The organism is Nitrogeniibacter aestuarii, assembly GCF_017309585.1.
Classification (GTDB): Bacteria; Pseudomonadota; Gammaproteobacteria; order Burkholderiales; family Rhodocyclaceae; genus Nitrogeniibacter; species Nitrogeniibacter aestuarii.
Genome location: NZ_CP071321.1, coordinates 1,577,288 through 1,599,258 on the forward strand (window position 1 = coordinate 1,577,288; position 21,971 = coordinate 1,599,258).

The 21,971-nt window shown below is 63.5% G+C and carries 22 protein-coding genes; 11 read left to right on the forward strand and 11 right to left on the reverse strand.

The features are described from left to right. Nucleotides 1–88: 88 nt before the first annotated feature. From J0W34_RS07270 to J0W34_RS07295, 6 genes are read left to right on the forward strand one after another with little or no spacing between them, the layout of a single operon-like run. Nucleotides 89–1,774, forward strand: coding sequence for a DUF2341 domain-containing protein (locus J0W34_RS07270; protein ID WP_230971214.1), 1,686 nt, complete (start codon nt 89–91; stop codon nt 1,772–1,774). Between the two features lie 6 nt (nt 1,775–1,780). After that, nucleotides 1,781–2,191, forward strand: coding sequence for an ExbD/TolR family protein (locus J0W34_RS07275; RefSeq protein ID WP_230971215.1), 411 nt, complete (start codon nt 1,781–1,783; stop codon nt 2,189–2,191). A gap of 8 nt (nt 2,192–2,199) precedes the next feature. Beyond that, on the forward strand, nt 2,200–2,604 hold the full coding sequence (locus J0W34_RS07280; protein WP_227816854.1) for an ExbD/TolR family protein: 405 nt from the start codon (nt 2,200–2,202) through the stop codon (nt 2,602–2,604). Next, nucleotides 2,601–3,293 (forward strand): energy transducer TonB family protein, encoded by a 693-nt coding sequence (locus J0W34_RS07285; protein ID WP_230971216.1) that lies wholly within the window; start codon nt 2,601–2,603, stop codon nt 3,291–3,293. The genes J0W34_RS07280 and J0W34_RS07285 overlap by 4 nt, the downstream gene beginning before the upstream one ends. Nucleotides 3,294–3,330: 37 nt before the next feature. Beyond that, on the forward strand, nt 3,331–4,974 hold the full coding sequence (locus J0W34_RS07290) for a putative porin (protein WP_230971217.1): 1,644 nt from the start codon (nt 3,331–3,333) through the stop codon (nt 4,972–4,974). Between the two features lie 9 nt (nt 4,975–4,983). Beyond that, nucleotides 4,984–5,610, forward strand: a complete 627-nt coding sequence (locus J0W34_RS07295) for a hypothetical protein (RefSeq protein WP_230971218.1) — start codon at nt 4,984–4,986, stop codon at nt 5,608–5,610. 363 nt (nt 5,611–5,973) lie between these two features. Here the strand turns inward: J0W34_RS07295 and fliN are convergent, their stop codons facing one another. From fliN to fliF, 9 genes are all read right to left on the reverse strand, one after another. Further along, entirely contained in the window at nt 5,974–6,495 is a 522-nt protein-coding gene (fliN, locus tag J0W34_RS07300; protein ID WP_407941151.1) for a flagellar motor switch protein FliN, read from the reverse strand. Then, entirely contained in the window at nt 6,488–7,495 is a 1,008-nt protein-coding gene (gene fliM, locus J0W34_RS07305; protein ID WP_227816859.1) for a flagellar motor switch protein FliM, read from the reverse strand. The genes fliN and fliM overlap by 8 nt, the downstream gene beginning before the upstream one ends. A 15-nt stretch (nt 7,496–7,510) precedes the next feature. Further along, entirely contained in the window at nt 7,511–8,101 is a 591-nt protein-coding gene (locus J0W34_RS07310) for a flagellar basal body-associated FliL family protein (RefSeq protein ID WP_227816860.1), read from the reverse strand. A gap of 97 nt (nt 8,102–8,198) precedes the next feature. Then, on the reverse strand, nt 8,199–9,521 hold the full coding sequence (locus tag J0W34_RS07315) for a flagellar hook-length control protein FliK (protein WP_230971219.1): 1,323 nt from the start codon (nt 9,519–9,521) through the stop codon (nt 8,199–8,201). A gap of 72 nt (nt 9,522–9,593) precedes the next feature. Beyond that, entirely contained in the window at nt 9,594–10,043 is a 450-nt protein-coding gene (fliJ, locus tag J0W34_RS07320) for a flagellar export protein FliJ (protein ID WP_230971220.1), read from the reverse strand. Between the two features lie 85 nt (nt 10,044–10,128). Then, nucleotides 10,129–11,532, reverse strand: coding sequence for a flagellar protein export ATPase FliI (gene fliI / locus J0W34_RS07325; RefSeq protein ID WP_230971221.1), 1,404 nt, complete (start codon nt 11,530–11,532; stop codon nt 10,129–10,131). Further along, a complete protein-coding gene (locus J0W34_RS07330) occupies nt 11,533–12,240 on the reverse strand; it encodes a flagellar assembly protein FliH (RefSeq protein WP_230971222.1) in 708 nt (235 codons plus the stop codon). 15 nt (nt 12,241–12,255) lie between these two features. Next, complete coding sequence (fliG, locus tag J0W34_RS07335) at nt 12,256–13,254, reverse strand: flagellar motor switch protein FliG (protein WP_227816865.1); 999 nt, start codon at nt 13,252–13,254, stop codon at nt 12,256–12,258. After that, nucleotides 13,251–14,942 (reverse strand): flagellar basal-body MS-ring/collar protein FliF, encoded by a 1,692-nt coding sequence (gene fliF / locus J0W34_RS07340; protein ID WP_227816866.1) that lies wholly within the window; start codon nt 14,940–14,942, stop codon nt 13,251–13,253. The genes fliG and fliF overlap by 4 nt, the downstream gene beginning before the upstream one ends. Before the next feature lie 168 nt (nt 14,943–15,110). On the opposite strand from fliF, the gene J0W34_RS07345 reads away from it, so the two are divergent. The 4 genes from J0W34_RS07345 to J0W34_RS07360 all read left to right on the forward strand — a co-directional run bounded on the left by J0W34_RS07345 (nt 15,111) and on the right by J0W34_RS07360 (nt 18,730). Continuing rightward, on the forward strand, nt 15,111–16,244 hold the full coding sequence (locus tag J0W34_RS07345) for a sensor histidine kinase (RefSeq protein ID WP_230971223.1): 1,134 nt from the start codon (nt 15,111–15,113) through the stop codon (nt 16,242–16,244). Further along, nucleotides 16,237–17,613, forward strand: coding sequence for a sigma-54-dependent transcriptional regulator (locus J0W34_RS07350; RefSeq protein WP_227816868.1), 1,377 nt, complete (start codon nt 16,237–16,239; stop codon nt 17,611–17,613). The genes J0W34_RS07345 and J0W34_RS07350 overlap by 8 nt, the downstream gene beginning before the upstream one ends. A gap of 68 nt (nt 17,614–17,681) precedes the next feature. Continuing rightward, nucleotides 17,682–18,002, forward strand: coding sequence for a flagellar hook-basal body complex protein FliE (fliE, locus tag J0W34_RS07355; protein WP_227816869.1), 321 nt, complete (start codon nt 17,682–17,684; stop codon nt 18,000–18,002). Nucleotides 18,003–18,187: 185 nt separating this feature from the next. Then, complete coding sequence (locus J0W34_RS07360) at nt 18,188–18,730, forward strand: YhcB family protein (protein ID WP_230971224.1); 543 nt, start codon at nt 18,188–18,190, stop codon at nt 18,728–18,730. Nucleotides 18,731–18,797: 67 nt separating this feature from the next. Here J0W34_RS07360 and J0W34_RS07365 read toward each other — a convergent pair whose 3' ends face one another. Both J0W34_RS07365 and pmbA read right to left on the reverse strand, forming a co-directional pair. Then, nucleotides 18,798–19,880 (reverse strand): TRAP transporter substrate-binding protein, encoded by a 1,083-nt coding sequence (locus J0W34_RS07365; protein ID WP_227816871.1) that lies wholly within the window; start codon nt 19,878–19,880, stop codon nt 18,798–18,800. A 127-nt stretch (nt 19,881–20,007) separates the two neighbouring features. Next, nucleotides 20,008–21,348: a metalloprotease PmbA gene (gene pmbA, locus J0W34_RS07370; protein ID WP_227816872.1), complete on the reverse strand. Its 1,341-nt coding sequence runs from the start codon at nt 21,346–21,348 to the stop codon at nt 20,008–20,010. Nucleotides 21,349–21,413: 65 nt separating this feature from the next. Between pmbA and yjgA the strand changes: the two genes are divergently transcribed. Then, entirely contained in the window at nt 21,414–21,953 is a 540-nt protein-coding gene (gene yjgA / locus J0W34_RS07375; RefSeq protein ID WP_227816873.1) for a ribosome biogenesis factor YjgA, read from the forward strand. The last annotated feature ends 18 nt before the right edge of the window (nt 21,954–21,971 follow it).

Below are 21,971 nucleotides of genomic sequence, written 5' to 3' on the forward strand. Positions count from 1 at the left end.
GAACTGACTATCAGTCACGCGTCATGGCGTCGGGCTGACTTAACACGACATCGACAACATGTCGGGCTCAGTCTGATGACCCCGAGCCATGAAAAAACTTCTTGTTCTCCTGCTTGCCATTGCCTTGCCCGCCACCGCGTTTGCCTGGTGGAACGAGTCGTGGACCGCCCGTCGCGCCATCGTCGTCGATACCTCTGCTGAAACCGGCGTGGCACCCTCGGGCGCCGTGTCCAGGCTGACGATTCCGGTGCGCCTGCACAGCGGGAATTTCGATTTTCTCGGGGCGAAGCTCGACGGCGCCGACCTGCGGGTCATGGCGGCGGATGATCTGACGCCGCTGAGTTTCCATGTCGAGCGCTTCGATTCGACCGAAGAGCTTGCGCTGATCTGGGTGCAGCTGCCCCAGGTGGCGCCACTGATGGCCGATCAGCGGGTCTATCTGTATTTCGGCAATGTGAGCGCCGATGCCGCGGGTGATGCCGCTGCCAGTTTCGACCCGGGCACGGCGGCTGTCTTTCATTTCGGCGAACTCGATGGTGCCATCAAGGATGCCACGGGCAACGGCAACGTGGTCGCAGCACCGATCGCCATCGAACCGGCCGGCCTGCTGGGGCCGAGCGCCCGTTTCGACGGCACGCAGACCCTGGAGATCGCCGCCTCGGCCAGTCTGGCCATGGACGATGCCCGGGGCAGCACGATTTCGTTCTGGGTGCGGCCAGATGCCGGTGTGACCGACGGCACGCTCTACCACCAGGGCGATGTGCGGTTGGACATCGACAATGGCGTGCTCACCCTGCGCACGCCCGAGGCTGAACTGGTGGGTGGCAGCATCACCCCTGACGTCTGGCAGCATGTGGTCGTGACCGCGCGCAGTGGCGAGGTGAAGTTCTATCTCGATGGCCAGCAGTCGGCCGCCGGCGCCGCTGCGCTGCCTTTGCAACAGGCACCGGTGATCGTGGGTGAGGGATTTTCCGGCCTCGTCGATGAACTGCAGATCGCGTCCACCGTGCGCAGTGCCGACTGGGTGAAACTCACCGCCGCGGCGGAAGGGCCCGACGGCCAGTTCGTGAAGGTGACTGAGGACAACGGCGAAGTGGCCGAGGAGGGCGGGCACAACTACTTCGGCATTCTGGTCGAGAACCTCACCACCGATGCCTGGGTGGTCATCATCATTCTGGGCGTGATGTTCGCGCTCGCGGCGGTGGTGATGGTGCTCAAGTCGATGCTGGTGAGCCGTATCGACAGCCACAATCGTGCCTTCCTCAAGCGTTTTCGCGATGCCGGGACGGATTTCCTCAGCATCGACGCACAGCGCAGGCACGACAATTCTTCGCTGTTCCGGCTTTATACGGCGGGCGTGCGCGAGTTGCAGAAACGCCTCGACGCCGGGCAGCAGGATATATCCAGTGCGTCGATCGACGCCATCAAGGCCGCAGTGGATGCGGATCTGGTGCGCGAGTCGCACAAGCTCAATTCCAAGATGGTGGTGTTGACCATCGCCATCTCCGGCGGCCCGTTCCTGGGGCTGCTCGGTACCGTGGTGGGCGTGATGATCACCTTCGCCGCCATCGCGGCCGCGGGCGATGTGAACGTCAACGCCATTGCGCCGGGTATTGCTGCCGCGCTGCTGGCGACGGTGGCGGGGCTGGCGGTCGCAATTCCGGCGCTGTTTGGCTACAACTACCTCGCGTCGCGCATCAAGAACATTTCGGCGGACATGCAGATCTTTGTCGATGAGCTGATCACGCGCATCGCAGAAATGTACGCAAGGTGAGCGGTCATGGCCGGTGACGTTCGCGAAGACAACCAGCCGTACGACGACATCAATGTCACGCCCATGCTGGATCTGGCCTATGTGCTGCTCGTGGTCTTCATCATCCTGACCACCGCATCGGTGCAAGGCATCAAGGTCGATTCGCCTGAAACCTCGGTGGCCGAGAACCTCGCCAAGCCGCAGACCCGCGCCATCACCATCACCCAGCAGGGGGACGTGTTTCTCGATGCCTACCCGGTGGACATGGCGCAGCTCGAAACCCGTCTGGCCCAGTTCAAGGCCATGAATCCGGCCTTGCCGGTGGTGCTCAAAGGCGACGCCGCGGCCCAGTACGACAAGGTGATGCAGGCCCTGGAGATCTGCAAGAAGCTCGGCATCACCGAAGTGGGCCTGGTCACCAAGCGTGCGCAGCCATAGGGACGACCATGCAGGTACACGACGACGCTAAACCCTACGACTCGATCAACGTGACGCCCATGCTGGACCTGGCGTATGTGCTGCTCGTGGTGTTCATCATCATGACCACCGCCTCGGTCCAGGGGCTGACCATGAATCTGCCCAAGCCGAGCAACAAACCGAGTGAGGAGAAGCACGAGACCAAGATCGTGCAGATCTCGCCCGAGGGGCGGTTCATGATCAATGGCATCGGGGTGACCCTGCCCGAGCTCGAGTCTCAGTTGCTCGCGGCCAAGGCGCGCGACCCGAAGCTCTCGGTCATGGTCAAGGGGGATCCGGCCACCCAGTACGCCCGCGTCATCGAGGTGGTGGATCTGGTCAATCGCCTGCAGATCAGTGGTCTCGGGCTCATCACGGCGCGAATCGGCACATGAGCGGCTTGGCTGAAGACGACATCGTCGAGGCTTCGTGGAAGCGCTATGCCCGGGTCGGGGTGCTGGCCGTGCTCGGCCTGGGGCTGGCGGCCGGTCTGGTTTATCTCGTCCAGGGCCTGGGCAGCGATGCCAAACGACCTGCGCGCCAGGTGACCAGGATCACCATCATTCCCGATACGCCGCCGCCACCGCCCCCACCACCGCCCAAGGAGCAGCCCAAGCCGGAACCGCCAAAGGCCGAAACCAAGCCGATGAAGGTGGATCAGCCCAAGCCGGTCGACGCCCCCAGACCCGAACCAGACCCGCAACTGAAGATGGAAGGTGAGGCGGGCGACGGTCCCAGCCCCTTTGCGTCGGGTGAAGTCACCCAGGAGTACTCGGGTGGCGATATCGGCAGCGGCAACGGGTTGCAGTTCCGCTTCTACACCAACCTGATCCAGCGCCACATCCAGGGCAGCCTGCAGCAGGACCAGATACTCAAGGGTGTTGATTTTCGCGCGGTGGTTCGCGTCTGGCTGGACGCATCCGGCCGGTTGGTGCGTTCGGAGCTGGTGGGCAGCACGGGGGATGCGGAAACGGACCGCGCCTTGCGCACCGCCATGGCCGGGTTGCCGAACATGGGCGAGCCACCGCCGCAGAACATGCCTCAACCCGTCAAGTTGCGCATCACCAACCGGGTGACGGGCTGAGCCAAAGACAGAATCAGAAAGACATCAAAGGTCAGATATGAAACGACTTGCCCCACTCGCGATGAGTGTCGCCCTGGCGCTTCTCGCCATGCCGGCCTCTGCGGTCGATGAACGCCATGAGCTGGAGATGCTCCGCGAAACCACGCTCAATCTCATCGATACCCTGGTCGAGGCCGGCGTGTTGAGCCGCGAACAGGCCGACGGCATGCTGGCCAAGGCCCGGCGCAAAGCGGCGCAGACCATTGCCGAGAAGCCGCTGGACGAATCGACGATCCGCGTCACATACGTGCCCGAGTCAGTCCGCCAGGAGATCCGCGAGCAGATCAAGAAAGAGGTGGTGAGCCAGGCGCAGGCCGAAGGCTGGGCCCAACCCGATGCGGTGCCCGGATGGATCAAGCGCATCAAGGTGGAGGGCGACATCCGTCTGCGCTACCAGACCGACAACATGGCCGAGGCCAATACGCCGGCCGCCGACTATGTGCTGGCGGCGCAGAACGGCGCGACCCGGGCGGCCAGCTTCGCGACGGTGGACGGCAACGGCGTGCCGGCAGCGAACACGCTTGAGGATATCGGGCGCTGGCGCGTGCGTGCCCGCCTGGGCGTGCTCGCCGATGTCACCGATCATGTGAGCGCCGGGCTACGGCTGAGCACGGGCAATACGCGTGACCGGGTGTCCACCAATCAGACGCTCGGGCAGAACCTCAATAAATACGATTTTCTGGTCGAACGGGCCTACGTGAAGCTCCAGCCGGTCAGCTCGATCAGCCTCACGGGCGGGCGCATTCCCAACCCGTGGTATTCGACCGACCTGATGTGGGACACCGACCTGAACTTCGAGGGCGTGGCCGCAAGCTGGCAATACAAGGAGCGCGGCGCCCGCTTCCGTCCGTTTGCCACCGTGGGTTACTTTCCGATTCGCGCAGACGATCCACCTTCGGCGCCCGAGGGGCGCAGCCTCATCGGCGCCCAGGTCGGTGCGGGATGGGACGTGGCGCCCTGGCAGCAGTTGCGCTTTGGTCTCGCGCTCTACGACTTCAGGCAGTTCGAAGGCAAGCGCGAACCCAATACGGCATTGGGGATTTCCGGGGCCAATCAGATTGTCCTGACGTCGGACTATGGCAGCACCCAGTACGAGAGTGGCCTCCGGCAGAAGGGCAACACGCTCTTTGAAACGAATGCCAGCAACGACATCTCCCAGCCGATCTACTTCGGACTGGCATCGAAGTTCCGCCCGCTGAACCTGACCGGGGCCTGGGTGCTGGACTACTGGCATCCCGCGCAGGTGGTGTTGTCGGCCGACTATGTCTACAACACGGCCTTCGACAAGCGCGAGATCGAGCGTCGTACCGGGCTCGACGTCAGCGACGCCAGTGCCAACGCCTGGCGTCTGGGCATCAGTGTGGGACAGGCGAAGATCGAGGACCGGGGTGACTGGAAGGCGTCTATCGTGTACAAGCGCGTGGGTAGCGATGCACTGCTCGATGCCTTCACGGATTCCGACTTCGGTGGCGGTGGCACCAACCTCAGGGGTTTCGTGCTCGGGTTCGGTTACGGCCTGGATCACAACACCGCCCTGGGCCTGAAGTACGCTTCCGCGGATACGATCACATCGCCGACACTGCGTTCGGGCGACTCGTTCGGGCAGGATACGTTGCAGCTCGACCTCGCGGTCAAATTCTGAGGAGGCGGCATGAGACAGACACTGATCAGCCTGCTTGTGCTCATGCAGGTCGCTGCAGCGCCTGCGTGGGCTGCCGATGAGCAGCAGATTCGCCAGCTTCGCCTACAGGTGCGCGAATCCATGCAGATGGCGCGTGACGCGCAGCAAGAGGCCGCGAAAGCATCCGCAGCGGCCCAAGATGCGCAGACCGAGCGCGATGCGCTGGCCGGAGAACTGGAAACCATTGGCGAAGAGCGAGGCAAGCTGGCGGCTTCAGTCGGGTATCTGAGGGTGGAGCGTGAGCGCCTCTCTGCGCATGTCGCCGAACTGGAAGCAGCGCTTGAAACGGAGCGATTGGCTCACGAAGACACGCGCGGGCGTTTGCAGGTGCAGACGCGCGGCCGGCTGGAGGCGGAGGCCGCCCTGACCCGCGAGACGGCTCAACTGATGACCTGCCGACAGCACAACGAGGAGATGGCACGTGCCGCCGAAGACCTGTTGAAAGCCTATGAGGAGAAAGGCGTATTTTCAGCGCTGGGCGAACAGGAACCGGTGACGGGCATTGGTCGCGTTCGCCTGGAGAATCTGCTGGAAACCTATCGCGACAAGGTTGAGGAGGCGCGCGAGCCCGAGGTGGCGTCGTCGCCTGCAAGCTGAAGCGCTCACTTTGTCAGCTCTCGGTCAGGGCATAAAAAAACCGCAGCCTCGTTGCTGCGGTTTTTCTGTTTTGGGGACGTTGATCGCCTCAGCTGCACCACTCGCAGGTGACCGGCTCATCGTCGTCGTACCATTCCATCATGGCTTCTTCGTTCGTGTCCTCGTTAACACGCGCGGCTTCCATTTCGAGTTCTTCTTTCATCTTTTTATACCTATCTTATGTTTTTCTGTTTTATACGCGAACACTATGACACGACAGTGACGCGCAAAGTTCCTCCCGAACCGGGTAAGGTGTAACAGATTACGTATGCATAAACAAGTCCGAATCTCCCTGATTCGTGACCCGTTTGGGTAGAAACGCCTCTAATGGCGCAGTTTTCGCATGCGTTCGGCCGGGGTGATGATGTCCGTCAGGCGGATGCCGAACTTCTCGTTCACCACCACGACTTCACCCTGTGCGATGAGCGTGCCGTTGACCAGCACGTCCATGGGTTCGCCGGCCAGGCCGTCGAGTTCCACCACCGAGCCGTGCGCCAGTTGCAGCAGGTTGCGGATGGACAGCTTGGTGCGCCCCAGTTCCACGGTGATCTGCACCGGGATGTCCAGGATCATGTCCAGCTCCGCGCTGCCGCCGCCTGCGGCACCCTGGGCGCCAAAGTCGGGGAACAGCTGGCTGGCCGGTTTGGCCTGGTAGGGCGAATCGGCACTGTCGGCCGCCGCCTGCAGGTCGGCCGCAACCTGCTCGGCTTCGGCCTGTTCGTTCATGGCCGCCGCCCAATCGTCCTCGGCGCTGCTGTCGCTGCCTTCCGTGTCGGCCTGCTCCTGCATGGCAGAAGCCCAGTCGTCGTCGGAGACCTGGTTTTCGTCGGTATCGGTATCAGCCATTTTGCTCTCCCGGATCGGGGGGATCGTCGGAGTCTTCCGGTGGAATCATGCGGTCGACGCGAAGGGCGTATTGGCCATTCAGCACGCCGTACTGGCCTTCGAGGACAGTCACGCCGTCCACTTCGCCCTTGATTCGTTCGGGTACGTTTAGAGGGATGACATCGCCCACACGCATGTTGACGATGTCTCTGAGGGTTACGGTCGCCTCGCCCAGATTCGCAGTCAGTTCCACCGTGGCGGACTTGATCTGCTTGGTCATGGTGCCGATCCAGCGTCGATCCTGGGTGACGCTGTCGCTCTGCATGGTCGAGTAGAGCGTCTCGCGGATCGGCTCGAGCATGGAGTAGGGGAAGCAGATGTGCATGTCTGCCTGGGCGCCGCCCAGTTCGAGCGAGAACATGGTGGAGACCACGATCTCGGACGGGGTGGCGATGTTGGCGAACTGGGAGTTCATTTCCGAGCGCACATATTCGAGCTTCAGTTCATAGACCGGCGCCCAGGCGCGCTCGTACTCCTTGAACACGGTCTCGAGCATGCCCATGATGATGCGGCTCTCGGTGGCGGTGAAATCGCGGCCTTCCACACGGGTGTGGAAACGGCCGTCGCCGCCGAACATGTTGTCCACGACCAGAAACACCAGGTTCGGGTCAAAGACCACCAGGCCGGTGCCGCGCAGGGGCTTGGCATTGACCAGGTTGAGGTTGGTGGGCACCACCAGGTTGCGCACGAACTCGCTGTACTTCTGCACCTTGATCGAGCCGACGGAAATTTCGGCGTTCCGGTGCATGAAGTTGAACAGGCCGATACGCAGGTAGCGTGCAAAGCGCTCGTTGATGAGCTCCATCGTGGGCATGCGCCCACGCACGATCCGCTCCTGCGTGCCCAGGTTGTACGGGCGAACGCCACCCTCGTCGCCGTCATCGGCTTCGGATTCCTCGGTTTCCCCGGTGACGCCGCGCAGTAGCGCGTCGACTTCGTCCTGGGAGAGAAAATCTGACATGGTGGCGTGCGTCCCTTATTGAATGATGAACGAGTTGAACAGCACCGTGATCACCGGGCCCCAGGGGCCGGGGTTGCGGCGCATTTTGTCTTCCGACGGCTTCTCGAAGCCGAGGATGTAATTCACCCGCTCCATGGATTCGACCGCCAGTGCCTCACGTCCCTGAATGGACGATATTTCCGAGGGCCGCTTGCTCGAGAGCACCAGATTCACCTCGTGGCGGATCTCCGGCATGAAGGCTTTCATCTGCTCGGCCACGGTCGGGTCCACCACCTTGAGCACCATCACCACCTGAAGATAGTGGTCGCCGTCCTCGGGCGCCAGATTGACCGTGAAGGGGTCCAGCGGCACGAACGTGGGCGGGTGAGACAGATCCACCTTGAGTTCCGGTGGATGCTCCTCGACGTGCGCCTGCTGGGCACCTCCATGCCCGTCACCGCCTTCGGCATCGGCTGACTTCTTGCTCAGCAGCAGGAAGACCACGCCGCCTGCGGCAATCAGCAGCAGGATCACCACCACCAGCAGGATGATGATGAGTTTCTTGCCACCACCTCCTTTCTTGGGTGCTTCTTCGCCTTCAGCTTCGGTTTTGGCGCCCTTGGCCATGGGTTCGATCTCCGTTTACGACAATTGAATTGTTACGGACACCTTGCCAATCGAATGCTGAAAAAAGCGGGGTTCCATCACCCTTATTCCTCCAGCCTCAGGCAAAGGTGTCGATCATGCCTTCACCCCGGGTCATCCATTGACCTGCCGGGGTGCTGACGGCGTTCATGCTCATGTCCGCGCTGCCGCCGTGGCGGCCGCGTTGGCCATGACCGTCCTGACCACCGCCGCTCGCCTGGTCTTGCGAGGCGGTGTTCACATTCGATTCGGCCAGCGTGATGCCGGCCTGTTCAAGCATTTCACGCAAACGCGGCATGGCCTGCTCGAGGGCTTCACGTGCTGCCGGTGTGGCCGCCGTGAATTGCGCGGTGGTGGTATCACCAGTCACCGTCAGCGAAATCTCCAGCTTGCCCAGCGACGGGGGCGTGAGAATCAGATCGGCCTTGGATTCATCCTTGCCGGCCAGCCACAACACCCGGTTTCCGACCGCATCGGGCCAATCACCACTGGTGGCGGGGGTGGCCAGATGCGAGGGCAGGGCCGACTTCACCGCGGCCGGCATGGCGGGTTGCATGGGCGTGCCACCGGCGATGGCTGCGGTGGCATTGCCGGGCGCTGCCTGTCCGCCCTGTGCGGTCATGGGCAGGGGCTCGCCCGGCTTTACGCCCGCCGTGATGCGTTGTTCCAGTTGCTCGGCAAAATTCGTGGTGCCTTCGCGCAGGGCGGCAGCGCCGGGCCGGATGTCCGAGTCCATCACACGAGCAGCGGCACCCTTGCCGTTCCCGATATCGGCGCGCACGTCGCCTTTCAGGTCGGCCTTCGTGTCTGTGGCGGCGGTGTCGTCGGACAGCACCGCTGCGGCCAGCTCCGCCGGCTGCCCGCCTTTCCCGGTGTTCTTGCCATCCATCAGCGACACACCGGCCGCCGCGGATTCTGCGGCCGGCTTTGCGGTCTTTGCCGCTTCGACGGCAAGCGCTGCCGGTGCGCCGGCAATCAGTTCCGCCGGCGTTGCCGCTTCGCTGGCCGCGGTGGCATCGTCGGTGGTGTCGACGTCTGCCGTCGCGGTGGCGTCTTCATTGGCGTCAGTGCTTTCCTTGCCCGTGGCCTCACGGGGCCCGGCCGGCTTGGCGTTGGCCTCGGCCGGGGCCGTATCGCGAGGCGGCTCGGCAGCCTCGGGCGGCTTCTCGGTCTCAGCCTGCTTGCCCTGAACTGCCTGTCGTTCCTGGGGTTTGGCCGATTCCTGCGGGCGCTGGGCCTGGGGCTCGGGGGGGCGCTCGGGCTCGGACATCTTGCGTTCGAGGGTCTGGGAGAAGGCGTTGGCAGCCGTGTCGCTGCCATTGGCGCGCAACTGGGCGCCCGCGGCCTGAGCCGGGGTCGGTTGCAGCAGTTGCGTCAGGGTCTGTTTTACCGCGGTGGCCATGACCGTGATCCTTTCGTGGATGGTTCAGGCCGTTCGTTGCAAGCCCTGTGCCAGCTCGCTGGCGGCTTGACACTACTCGTCGGAATGGCGGTCGCGGAACTGCTTGCTGGCGTGTTCGTCACTCTGGCGCTGTTCGCGCTTGTGCTCGTCACGGGCCTCTTTGACCTGATGGCGCTTGGACAGGGCATCGAATGCCTTGGCCTTGGTGCGCTGGTCGATCCAGGCTTTCTGGCCAACCGCCGTGCGCTCCTTCGACTGGGCAACCACCTCGCGCTGGGCAATGATGGCCTCGTCGAGTTTGCCGATGAACAGGCTGTAGTTGCGCATGGCCTGCGGATCGATTCCGTTGCGCAGGGCCTCTGCAAACTTTGCCTGGTACTCGGTCCGGTAGTCCTCCAGCACCTCCAGCTTGCGACAATCCTCCGACTCGTTGGCGATCAGTTCGCCCAGCCGACGCGCAGCGTCGTCCATGCGGCTGTTTGCCATGTCGAGCAGGGTTTGCAACGGAAACGGCTTGCTCATCCGTCTTCTCCGTTGCAGGCGGCACACTGCCGCCGTGCAAGGCGTTCAACGGCCAGGGGGCTGAATTCTTTAGGGGCGGCCATGCTTAAAGCTTGTCCCCGAACAGGCGATGGAGCTTGGCGACCGCGTCTTCGTACCCTTCGCGCTCATCGATGGCCTGCTGCAGGAAGGTTTCCAGCGCAGGATAAGCGTCCACCGCCTGATCGAGCACCGGATCGGAGCCCGGCTGGTAGGCCCCGACGGCAATCAGGTCGCGGGAGCGCTGATAGCGGGAGAACAGCTGCTTGAACTTGCGGACATGGTCCCAGTGCGCCGGCTTGATGAGGTTGTGCATCGCGCGGCTGATCGACTGTTCGATGTCGATGGCCGGGTAGTGGCCCTGATCGGCAAGGGTGCGGGACAGCACGATATGGCCGTCCAGAATCGCGCGGGCGGAATCGGCAATCGGGTCCTGCTGGTCATCGCCTTCGGCCAGCACGGTGTAGAAGGCCGTGATCGAGCCGCCGCCGTCGGGCCCGTTGCCGGCGCGTTCGACCAGTGCCGGCAGGCGCGCGAATACGGAGGGCGGGTAGCCCCGCGTGACCGGCGGTTCACCGATGGCCAGGGCGATCTCGCGCTGGGCCATGGCGTAGCGGGTGAGGGAGTCCATGATCAGCAACACCTGCTTGCCCTGATCGCGGAAGTATTCGGCGATGGTGGTGGCGTAGGCAGCGCCCTGCAGGCGCATGAGCGGGCTGGTGTCGGCCGGGGCGGCAACCACCACCGAGCGGGCACGGCCGGCTTCACCCAGGTTGTGTTCGATGAATTCCTTCACCTCCCGGCCCCGTTCGCCGATCAGCCCGACCACGATCACGTCGGCCTTGGTGTAGCGCGCCATCATGCCGATGAGCACCGATTTACCGACGCCGGAGCCTGCAAACAGGCCGAGCCGCTGGCCACGTCCTACCGTCAGCAGCGAATTGATGGCACGAATGCCCACATCGAGCGATTGATTGATCGGGGCGCGCTGCAGCGGGTTGAAGGGGCGGCTTTGCAGTGAGCGACTGTGCTCGGCGTCGATGGGGCCGAGTCCGTCGAGCGGCCGGCCGGCGCCGTCGATCACGCGACCGAGCAGGCAGTCATCGAGCGGCAGGTGTTTGGCGCGGTCCGACGCACGACGGCGCGGAATGGTGCGCTGTCCGGCCACGAGCTTGGGTTGTACCGGTTCGATCGGCAGGACCTGGGCGCCGGGGGCAAGGCCGAACACGTCGTCGGTCGGCATCATGTAGATGCGCTCGCCGTTGAAGCCGACCACCTCGGCTTCCACCGAACCGCCGCCCGGCACCACAATCCGGCAGCCGGAACCGAGCGGCAGCTTCAGGCCGGCAGCTTCCATCACCAGCCCGTTGATGCGCGTGAGCCGGCCCGACAGCTGGAACGGGCTGCTAGCGCCCACGAGCCGCTGGGCGTCGTTGAGCAGGTGCTTCCAGGTTTCGGTGTGGCGTTCCATTTAGTCCTGAGGCTCCCAGTCGGTGTCCTCGCAGTTGAGGTTCTCCATGATTCGCCGCCAGCGGGTCTGCACCGTGGCATCGACCACCGAGCCGGAAGCTTCGACCCGGCAGCCGCCGCGGGCCACGGTGTCGTCCTCGACAATGCGGTGTTCGTTGTGCGCCAGCTGTTCGCCCAGATACTCGCGCACCAGCGTGGCGTCGTCCGGGCTGAGATGGATCATGGCCTTGCCCTGGGGCAGGTGGTGCAGGGCTTCGCGCACCACTTCGACCACCATGCCCGGGTGCTCCTTCATGTTCTGGATGACCATCTGACGGGCCACTTCAATGGCCAGCGCCACGACTTCCTCGGCCACGTCCTGGTCAATCTGCTTGAGCGCGGTGTCCATGCTCTCGACCAGCGTGTGCAGTTGCAGCGCCTCGACGCGACCGCGCGCGGTGCCTTCCTCGTAGCCGGCGTTATAGCCTTCCTTGTGCGCTTGTTCGTGGATGCGTTCGATGTCTTCCGCCGTGGGCAGCTTGAAGGCCGGTTCCGCGGGGGCGTCATCGAACGTCTCTTCCTCGGCCTGGACGGCGTCGGGTGCGTCGGCGTCCTCCGGCGCAGGCTCAAGCACGTCCAGTTCAGGCGGTTCAGGTGCCGGTGGCGCGTCGAAACTGGGGGGCTCCCACTTGCGATAGGCGCCTGCAGCCTGGTTGCGTTCGAACGCCATCAGCACAGCCCCCGATTACACGAAGGCATCGTCGCCTCCCTTGCCGCCGAGCATGATCTGGCCTTCCTCGGCCAGGCGCCGCACGATCTTGAGGATTTCCTTCTGCTCGGCTTCCACCTCGGAGAGGCGCACCGGGCCGCGCGATTCCAGATCCTCGCGCAGCATCTCGGCGGCGCGCTGGGACATGTTCTTGAAGATCTTCTCGCGCATGTCTTCCTGGGCGCCCTTGAGGGCCACCACCAGCGAGTCGGACTGCACCTCGCGCAGGATGGTCTGGATGCCGCGATCGTCGATTTCCATGAGGTTGTCGAACACGAACATCTCGTCGAGGATCTTCTGTGCCAGATCCGGATCGTATTCGCGCACATTGTCGATGACCGCCGTCTCGGCCGCCGCACCCACGAAGTTGAGGATGTCGGCGGCGTGGCGCACGCCGCCCATGGCCGCCTTCTTGACCGTGGAGGCGCCGGAGAGGGTGCGGGAGAGCGCGTCATTGAGTTCTTTGAGCGCACTGGGCTGCACGCCGTCGAGCGTCGCGATCCGCAGCACGACGTCGTTGCGCAGGCGGTCGGTGAAGTGTTTGAGAATCTCGCCGGCCTGGTCGTATTCCAGGTGCACCAGGATGGTGGCAATGATCTGCGGATGCTCGTTCTTGATGAGGTCGGCCGCGGTGGCCGCATCCATCCACTTGAGACTCTCGATGCCGGCGGTGTCGGAACCCTGCAACACCCGCGAGATGATGTGCGCAGCGCGGTCATCGCCCAGCGCCTTGGTGAGCATGGCGCGAATCTCTTCCTCGTTGGCCTCGATGGGTGAGCCCTGTTCGCTATGCGTCTCGAGTTCGTCGAGGATGGGCTCGACCTTGGAGCGCGGGTGCGAGGGCATGTTGGCCATGGCGTGGCCGAGCTTCTGCACTTCCTTGGGCCCCAGGTGCTTGAGGACCTCGGAGGCCAGATCGGAGCCCAGCGAGAACATCAGCAGGGCAGCTTTTTCAATGCCTTCTTCGGCGCTCATTTGCGAGCCTCCTCATTGACGCCCATCCATTCCTTGATGAGGTTGGCCACCAGTTTCGGATCACTCTGTGCCAGCTCGCGGGCACGGGCCAGCTTGGCTTCGTAGCTGTTGGCCAGTCTGGCCGCTGCCGACAGGCTGGTGGTGGCGTCCTCGCCTTCTTCGCCTTCCCCGGTGCTCGTGGCCATGGCGCTGTCCTCGTCCTCGTCATCCGCGTCGGTCCGCTGCGGCAGCACCGACTTCATCAAGGGCTTGATCACGCCGAAGGCGACGAAGGCCAGCACGGCGAGCACGATCAGGTAGCGCAGGGCCTCCTTGCCGATGGAGATCATCTCCGGATCCTTCCAGACCGGGATCTCCGGGGCGACCTGGAACATCTCGGGCGCGAATTCGCTGGCCGCCACGTTCAGGCTGTCGCCACGATCGGCGTTGAAGCCCACGGCCTCGCGCACCAGGTTGTTGATGCGCTGGATCTCGGCGTCGGTCGGCGGTACGGCGATGTCCTTGCCGTCCTTGTCCTGCTGTGTCTTGTGATTGACCACCACTGCCACCGACAGGCGCTTGATCAGACCCATGGCGCGGCGTGTGTGCGAGATGGTCTTGTCCAGCTCGTAATTGGTGGTGCTGGCGCTGTTCCGGGTCTGGAAGTTGTCGGTGGCTCCACCTGGCTGAGCCGTCGCCGGATTGGTGATCGGTGCCTGAGCGGGCACTGGCGGCTGATTGGTCAATGCTCCCGGTACGCCTTCGGGACCCGGATCGCGGGTGACGTTTTCGCTTTCCTGGCGCGAACGGATGGCGGTCTGGGTGGGGTCTGCGTTGGGCTTGTAGGTTTCGTTGGTCTGCTCGATCCGGTCGAAATCCACATCGGCCGTGACCTGAACGCGGAAATTGCCTTTGCCGACCAGTGGTTCGAGGATGTTTTCCACCCGTTGCACATAGGTGCTTTCGAGTTCCTGCACGTAGCTCAGTTGCGTGGGGTCGAGGCCGGCGGCGCGCAACGGGTCACTCTTGTTGGTGAGCAGCTTGCCGGTTTCGTCGATCACGCTCACGCCATCATTCGACATGTTCGGTACGCTGGAGGCCACCAGATGCACGATGCCGGCCACCTGGGCCGCGTCCAGATTGCGACCCGGATGCAGATTCACGAACACCGAAGCGGTCGGTTGCTTGGCGTCGCGCAGAAAGGCGGTGCGCTTGGGCATGGCCAGATGCACGCGGGCACCCGCAACTGCGGCAATCGACTGGATCGTGCGCGCCAGCTCGCCTTCCAGGCCGCGCTGGTAATTGATCTGTTCATGAAACTGGGAGACGCCCAGCTTCTGGTTCTCCATGAGCTCGAAGCCAACCATGCCGCCGCGCGGCAGGCCCTGTGCGGCCAGTTGCAGGCGCACATCGTGCACCCGGTCGGCCGGCACGCGGATGGTGTTGCCGCCGGGGCCGATGTCGTAGGGAATGTTCTGCGCCTGCAGTGCGGTGACAATGGCGCCGCCGTCTTTCTCCTCCAGATTGGAGAAGAGCACCGCATAGTCGGGGGTGCGGCTCCACAGCATCACGCCCACGGCCAGCGCGATGGCCGCGGCAAGCGCCGCCATCATGGCCAGCTTCTGGCGTGATGTCAGCGCGTTGAAGTTTGCAAGTGCTTGCTGAAGCGGCGAGGGCGCGGCTGCAACAGCGTCGTCTGCGGTGGCCATTGATGGGTCCTCGGGCATGTCGCTTTTTTCGATGGAGGCATTCTGGCGCCCTGATTGCAAAAGCTTAGTCGGGAAAAGCGGCAGTTTTTGCCGCCTATTTGCCGTCTGTTCACTTGCCCGGATTCCGTAGTCTTCGCACTGTGCCAAATGACGACATGAGCGAGCGCAGTGACCGAAACCGCTTCTCCACCGCTTGACGCTGCCCAACTGGCGGCGGCCTTCGAACAGTTCAACCGGGTTTCCGCTGAACTGACGGAGGCCTATTCAGGCTTGCAGGGGCAGGTGACGCAACTCAATGAGCGTCTCTCGGTGCTGATGACTGCCTTGCCCGCTGGCGTGGTCGTGCTCGATCGCGATGGCGGCGTGGTGCAGGTCAATCGTGCCGCGGAGGCGTGGCTGGGCGAAGGGCTGGAAGGCCAGTCCTGGCTCATGACCAGCACCGCATTCACGGCCACGGAAACGCCGGGCGAGATGGAGATCACCCCGGCCATTGGGGGCGAGCCGCGGCGCGTGTCGGTGTCGTCCACTGCGCTCGACTCCGGGGATGGCAGCATCGTGCTCATGCACGACGTGACCGATACCCACCGCATGCAGCGCGAGGCCGAACGCAATTCGCGACTCGCTGCCATGGGCGAGATGGTGGCCGGGCTGGCGCATCAGCTGCGCACGCCGCTGTCTGCCGCCATGCTCTACACCAGCAACCTGGGCAAGCCCCAGCTGCCTGAATCCGAGCGTTCGCGCGTGGCCGACCGGGCCGTCGAGCGCCTGCGCCATCTGGAGCGCCTGATCCGTGACATGTTGCTGTTCGCGCGCGGCGACTGCCTCGGGCGTGAGCCGGTGCCGGTGTGCCAGATGGTCGACGAGCTGGCACACACGCTCGAGCCCATCGCCCGAGAGCGGGGCATTGCCTTCGAGTACGCCTGCGATTGCGGGCAGACCGAGGTGGTGGCCGATCGCAAGGCGCTGGTCGGTGCGCTGACCAATCTGCTCGAGAACGCCCTGCAATTCACGCCCGCCGAGGGGCGCGTGCGATTGCACGCCGCCATCGAGGACCGGCATGTGTGCTTTACCGTGGCCGATACCGGCAAAGGCATCCCCGCCGACCAGCAGGATCGCCTCTTCGAACCCTTTTTCACCACCCGCGCCGAGGGTACCGGACTCGGTCTTGCCATTGCCCGCGGTGTGGCGCGCGCCCACGGGGGCGAAATCGATCTGACCTCGCTCGAAGGCGAGGGCACCACTTTCCGCCTGAGTGTGGCCATGGCCACCAGTGGCGCTGAAGACGAGCATGATCATGAGTGACGCACTGAACCTGTTGTTGGTCGAAGACGACGAAGCCCTGCGCGATGCCGTAGGGCTCACGCTGGAGATGGACGGGCACGTCGTGACCGCCGTCGATGGAGGCCCCAAGGCGCTCGAAGCCCTTGAAAAAGGGGTCTTCAACCTCGTGCTGAGCGACCTCAAGATGGACCCCATGGACGGCCTCACGCTGCTGGGCGAGATCCGCGCCCGCCTGCCGCAGTTGCCGGTGATGCTGATGACCGCCTTCGGCGATGTGGAGAAGGCGGTGGCCGCCATGCAGGGCGGCGCCTGCGACTTCCTGCTCAAGCCGTTCGAGCCGGAAACCCTGCTGGCGCATGTTCGCAAGTACGCGACGGCGCCCGTGGCCCAGAGTGGCACGGTCGCCGAGGACCCGCGCACGCGCGAACTTGTGGCGCTGGCGGCCCGCGTGGCCGAGACCGATGCTACCGTGATGCTCACTGGCGAGTCGGGCACCGGCAAGGAAGTGTTTGCCCGTTACGTGCATGACCACTCGCCGCGTCGAAGCAAACCCTTTGTGGCCATCAACTGCGCGGCGATCCCCGACAACCTGCTCGAAGCCACCTTGTTCGGCTACGAGAAGGGGGCCTTCACGGGGGCCCAGACCGCCCAGGCGGGCAAGTTCGAGCAGGCAGACGGCGGCACCTTGCTGCTCGACGAGATCTCGGAAATGCCGCTCGGGCTGCAGGCCAAGCTCTTGCGTGTGCTGCAGGAACGCGAGGTCGAACGTGTTGGTGGCAAGAAGCCGATCAGCCTCGATATCCGCGTGCTCGCCACCAGCAACCGGGACATGGCCGCCGAAGTGGCGGCTGGGCGCTTCCGCGAGGATCTCTACTACCGGTTGAACGTGTTTCCGCTGACCATTCCGGCCCTGCGCGAACGGCCGGGCGACATCCTGCCACTTGCGCGGCATTTCCTTGCCCGGCACGGCGAGCGCATCGGTCGCCAGGCCGTGCTGGCCGACGATGCCACCGCACTCATGTGTGCCCATCCCTGGCCCGGCAATGCCCGCGAGCTGGACAATGCCATGCAGCGTGCGCTCATACTGGCCAGTGCCGGCGTGATTCACGCCGATACGCTCAGGCTTTGTCTTGGGCATGCGCCGGCGATGGCCGCCGCGGTGCAACCGGCAAACGCTGCCGTCCTGCCGGCAAATATTGCCGCCACGGCCCCCGTTGCTCCGGCGGGGGCGCCGAGCAACATGAAGGATCTGGAGCGCGAGCACATCCTGACGACGCTTCAGGCGGTGGGCGGGTCGCGCAAGAAAGCCGTTGAAAAACTTGGGATTTCCGAGCGGACCCTGAGATACAAGTTGCAGCAGTACCGGGAAGAGGGCTACGCTGTGGACTGATCGCTCACTCTTGGCACAGGCTTTGCTGTGTATAGGGTGTCAATTCACAAGGAACTGGACGACTGAGCATGGATTCCGGCGGAATCAACAAGGTACTCGGCGAGTTGCAAGCCACGGCCCAGGCGGCCGCGAGCAAGCCTGCGACCAGTGTCGAGCAGACCGAAGGCCCGAGTTTCGGCGATGCACTGCAGAACGCGTTGGCCGAAGTCAGTGCTGCACAGAAGGATGCCCAGCAGATGGCGAAGTCCTTCTCGGCCGGTGATCCCAACGTGAACCTGCAGGATGTGATGGTCAATCTTCAGAAGGCCAATCTCAGCTTCCAGCAAATGACGCAGGTGCGAAACAAACTGGTGTCTGCCTACCAGGACATCATGAACATGCAGGTCTGACCCGGGTTCGCGTTCCCGTGAAAAGCCGCCTGAGGGCGGCTTTTTTGCGCTTGTTTACCCCTTTGAACCCCACGTTCAGAGGCTGGAAGGCGCCCCCTTCGCTATACTCGAACTCAATTTCGGCCGGATCGTGCATTGCAGCAATCGATCCGGAACGCATGGTTTGAAAAGAAGGAGGTGGGATCATGGTTGACGAAGCAATGTGGCCGGCAATCATCGTTGCGGCGCTGGTATCGCTGTTCGTGGGGTTCCTGATCGGGCGTTTTGCCGGTGGCCCTCGCAGGAAAGCCGATCAGCTGGCGGCCGAACTCGAAGAGAAGCGGGCGGAAACCGAGCGCTATCGGAACGAGGTGGACGCCCACTTCGACAAGACCGCCACCCTGTTCGTTTCCATGGCCGGTTCTTACAAGGACTTGTTCGAACACCTGTCCACCGGTTACGAAAAGCTTTCCGACAAGTCCGCGCGCGACGTGTTTCGCGAACGCGTCGATGCCATGCTGGTGGGCTCGAGCCTGGAACACAAGATGATCACCGAAGAGACGCCCGAGCCGGCTGTGCCCGCAACCGAGAATGAAACGGCGGCAGACGCGCCCGAGGCTGCCGAGGCGCCGACACCGGTCGCGGAAGATGCCACGGCCGACCAGGGCGCACCGGCCATGCCGGACGGCGAGCCCATGGTCGGGGCTGAACCCGTGCAGGCCAAGGACGAGGTCAGCAAACAGGGTTGAGCCCGCATCCGAACCCATGAAAAACCCCGCCGAAGCGGGGTTTTTCATGACCTGCAACTGCAGTCAATCAGCGCTTGCGGGTCTGCATGTAGCGGCTGTAGTTGGCTTCTGCCACGCTCTGCCACAGGTTCTGGTCGTCACGGAACTTGACCATGGAGTCGTAGATCTTCTTGAACTCGGCGTTGTCTTTGCCGGTTTCCTCATAGACTTCGAGGGCGGCCTTGTAGCAGGCGTCCATCACGTCTTTCGGGAACGGGCGCAGCTTGGCGCCACCAGCGACCAGCCGCTTGAGGGCGTCCGGGTTCTTGGCGTCGTACTTGGCCATGCAGTCGACGTTGGCTTCGGCCGCAGCGGCGGACACGATGGCCTTGTACTCTTCGGGCAGGGCCTTCCACTTGTCCAGACCGATGTACAGCGTCAGGTTGGCACCACCTTCCCACCAGCCCGGGTAGTAGTAGTACTGGGCCACTTTCTGGAAGCCGAGCTTTTCGTCGTCATAAGGGCCGATCCACTCAGCGGCATCGATGGTGCCTTTTTCCAGCGACGGATACACGTCACCGCCCGGAATCTGCTGCGGCACGGCGCCCAGCTTGGCCAGCACCTTGCCGGCGAAGCCACCGACGCGAACCTTGAGGTCCTTCAGGTCAGCGGCGGACTTGATTTCCTTGCGGTACCAGCCGCCCATCTGGGCGCCCGTGTTGCCGCAGGGGAAGGGCATGATGTTCTGTGCGCCCAGCAGATCACGGATCAGCTCACCGCCGCCGCCGTGGGTAAACCAGGCATTGAATTCGCGATAGTTCAGGCCGAAGGGCACTGCGGTGTCGAATGCGTAGGCCGGGTTCTTGCCGAAATAGTAGTAGGAGCAGGTGTGACCGGCTTCAACGGTGCCGTCCTTGACCGCGTCCATCACCGAGAAGGCGGGCACGATCTCGCCGCCGGCGAAGCAGCGGATCTGGAACTTGCCACCGGTGGCAGCGGCCACGCGGCTGGCGAAGACTTCGGCTGCCCCGTAGATGGTGTCGAGGCTCTTCGGGAAGCTGGACGCCAGACGCCAGCTCAGGGTCGGCTGGGATTGTGCGATGGCCGGTGCTGCGACAGCGCCAGCGGCAATGCCGGCACCTGTTTTCTTCAGAAAGGAACGGCGTTCCATAAGTCTCCTCGCTCTATGATTGTTTCACGGGACAGGTTTGTTTTATTGCCCTAAAGCGATTCGATTATAGAAACGCCGTGCACCGGCGACCTATAGGGGTTTCCCACAAGACTTCATGAAATTTCGATTACTGGCCGGCCACCGTCATGCGATCGATGAGGATAGACCCCGTTTGACGCGAACCACGGTGGAGCACGTCGTTGCCGATGGCCTGAATACCCATGAACATGTCCTTGAGGTTGCCCGCGATGGTGATCTCCTGCACCGGGTAGGCGATCTCGCCGTTTTCCACCCAGAATCCGGCTGCACCGCGTGAATAGTCACCGGTAACGCCATTGATGCCGTGGCCGAGCAGTTCGGTGACCACCAGGCCGCGGCCCATGCGTTTGAGCAGGGCGGCAAAATCATCGTCACCCGATTTCAGGATGAGATTATGCGCGCCACCGGCATTGCCGGTGGTCTGCATGCCCAGCTTGCGCGCCGAATAGGCACTGAGGAAGTACCCCTGGACAACACCGTCGACGACGACCTCGCGATCGCGGGTCTGTACTCCGTCGTCATCGAAGGGGCCCGACGCAAAGCCTTTTTTCAGATATGCCCGCTCCGACAGCTGCACGATAGGTGAAAACACCTGCGTGCCCAGGCTGTCGAGCAGGAAGCTCGATTTGCGGTAGAGCGATCCGCCGCTGACCGCGCCGATGAAAGAGCCGATAAGGCCGGTGGCCAGCGGGGCCTCGAAGATCACCGGCACGTCGCAGGTGCCCACCTGACGCGCGCCCAAGCGCGCCACCGCGCGTTCGGCGGCCTTGCGTCCGATGGCCTCGGCCGACATCAGCTCGGCGGCATCACGCTTGCTGTCGTACCAGTATTCGCGCTGCATGGCGTCGCCCTCGCCGGCGATGACCGAGCAGGAGACCGAATGGCGCGAGCTGGCGTGTCCGCCCATGAAACCATGGCTGTTGGCAGAGATGAAATGGGATTCCTGCACCGACACGCTGGCGCCCTCGGAATTGGTGATCAGCTCCGAGTGGTCGTAGGCTGCGTTTTCGCAGTCCTGCGCCAGCGCGATCGCCTGCTCGACCGGCATGTCCCAGGGGTGGTGAAGATCCAGTTCAGGAAACTCGGTCGCCATCAATTCGGCGTCGGCCAGACCGGCGCAGTTGTCCTCGGCCGTGAACCGGGCGATCGACAGTGCGGCCTCGACGGTCTTTTCCAGGGCCGCGGGCGAGAAGTCCGAAGTGCTGGCGTAGCCACGCTTCTGACCCACATAGACCGTCACGCCCACGCCCTTGTCGCGGTTGTATTCGATCGTGTCCACCTCGTTCTTGCGTACGCTCACCGAGGCGCCGAAGCCTTCGGACACGTCGGTGTCGCAGCCGGTTGCGCCCTTGCTCTTTGCGTGCTTGAGGATGTCGCTGGCGATCTGACGCAGGGCGTCCTGCGAGTAGCTGAAACCTTGTTGGGACATGGAATCTCTTGGTTGGCGCCGGAAAGCTATAATCTTAACCCTTTAGGCGAAAGGCCCGCGGGCAAATGAACGAATACGACGGCGACGACTACGACGAAGAGGAATTCGAAGGCTATGACGGCCCGAGCAAATCCCAGCTCAAGCGCGAAAGCCATGCCCTGCAGGATCTTGGCAAGGAGCTTATCGAACTCAGGGCAGATCAACTCGCGAAGATCCCGCTGCCCGAAGACTTGCTCGAGGCCATCCACGACCACCAGCGCTTCAAGAAGCACGAAGCCAAGCGGCGCCAGCTGCAATACATCGGTCGCCTCATGCGCAGTCTCGACCCGGAGCCGATCCAGGCGGCGCTCGACGACGTCAAGGGCGTCTCGGCCACCGAGGTGGCGCGCCAGCATCGGCTCGAACGTCAGCGTGACGAGTTGATGGAAGACGAGGGCATCCTCTTCCGCATTGCCGAGGCCAATCCGGGGGCCGACCTCCAGCGCCTGCGTGTGCTGCGTCGCAATGCCATCAAGGAGCGCGAGGCGGGTAAGCCGCCCAAGTCCTACCGCGAGATCTTCCGCGTGCTGCGCGAGATCGACGAATCCAACCCAACCGAAGACTGAAGCAAAAAGGGACGAGCA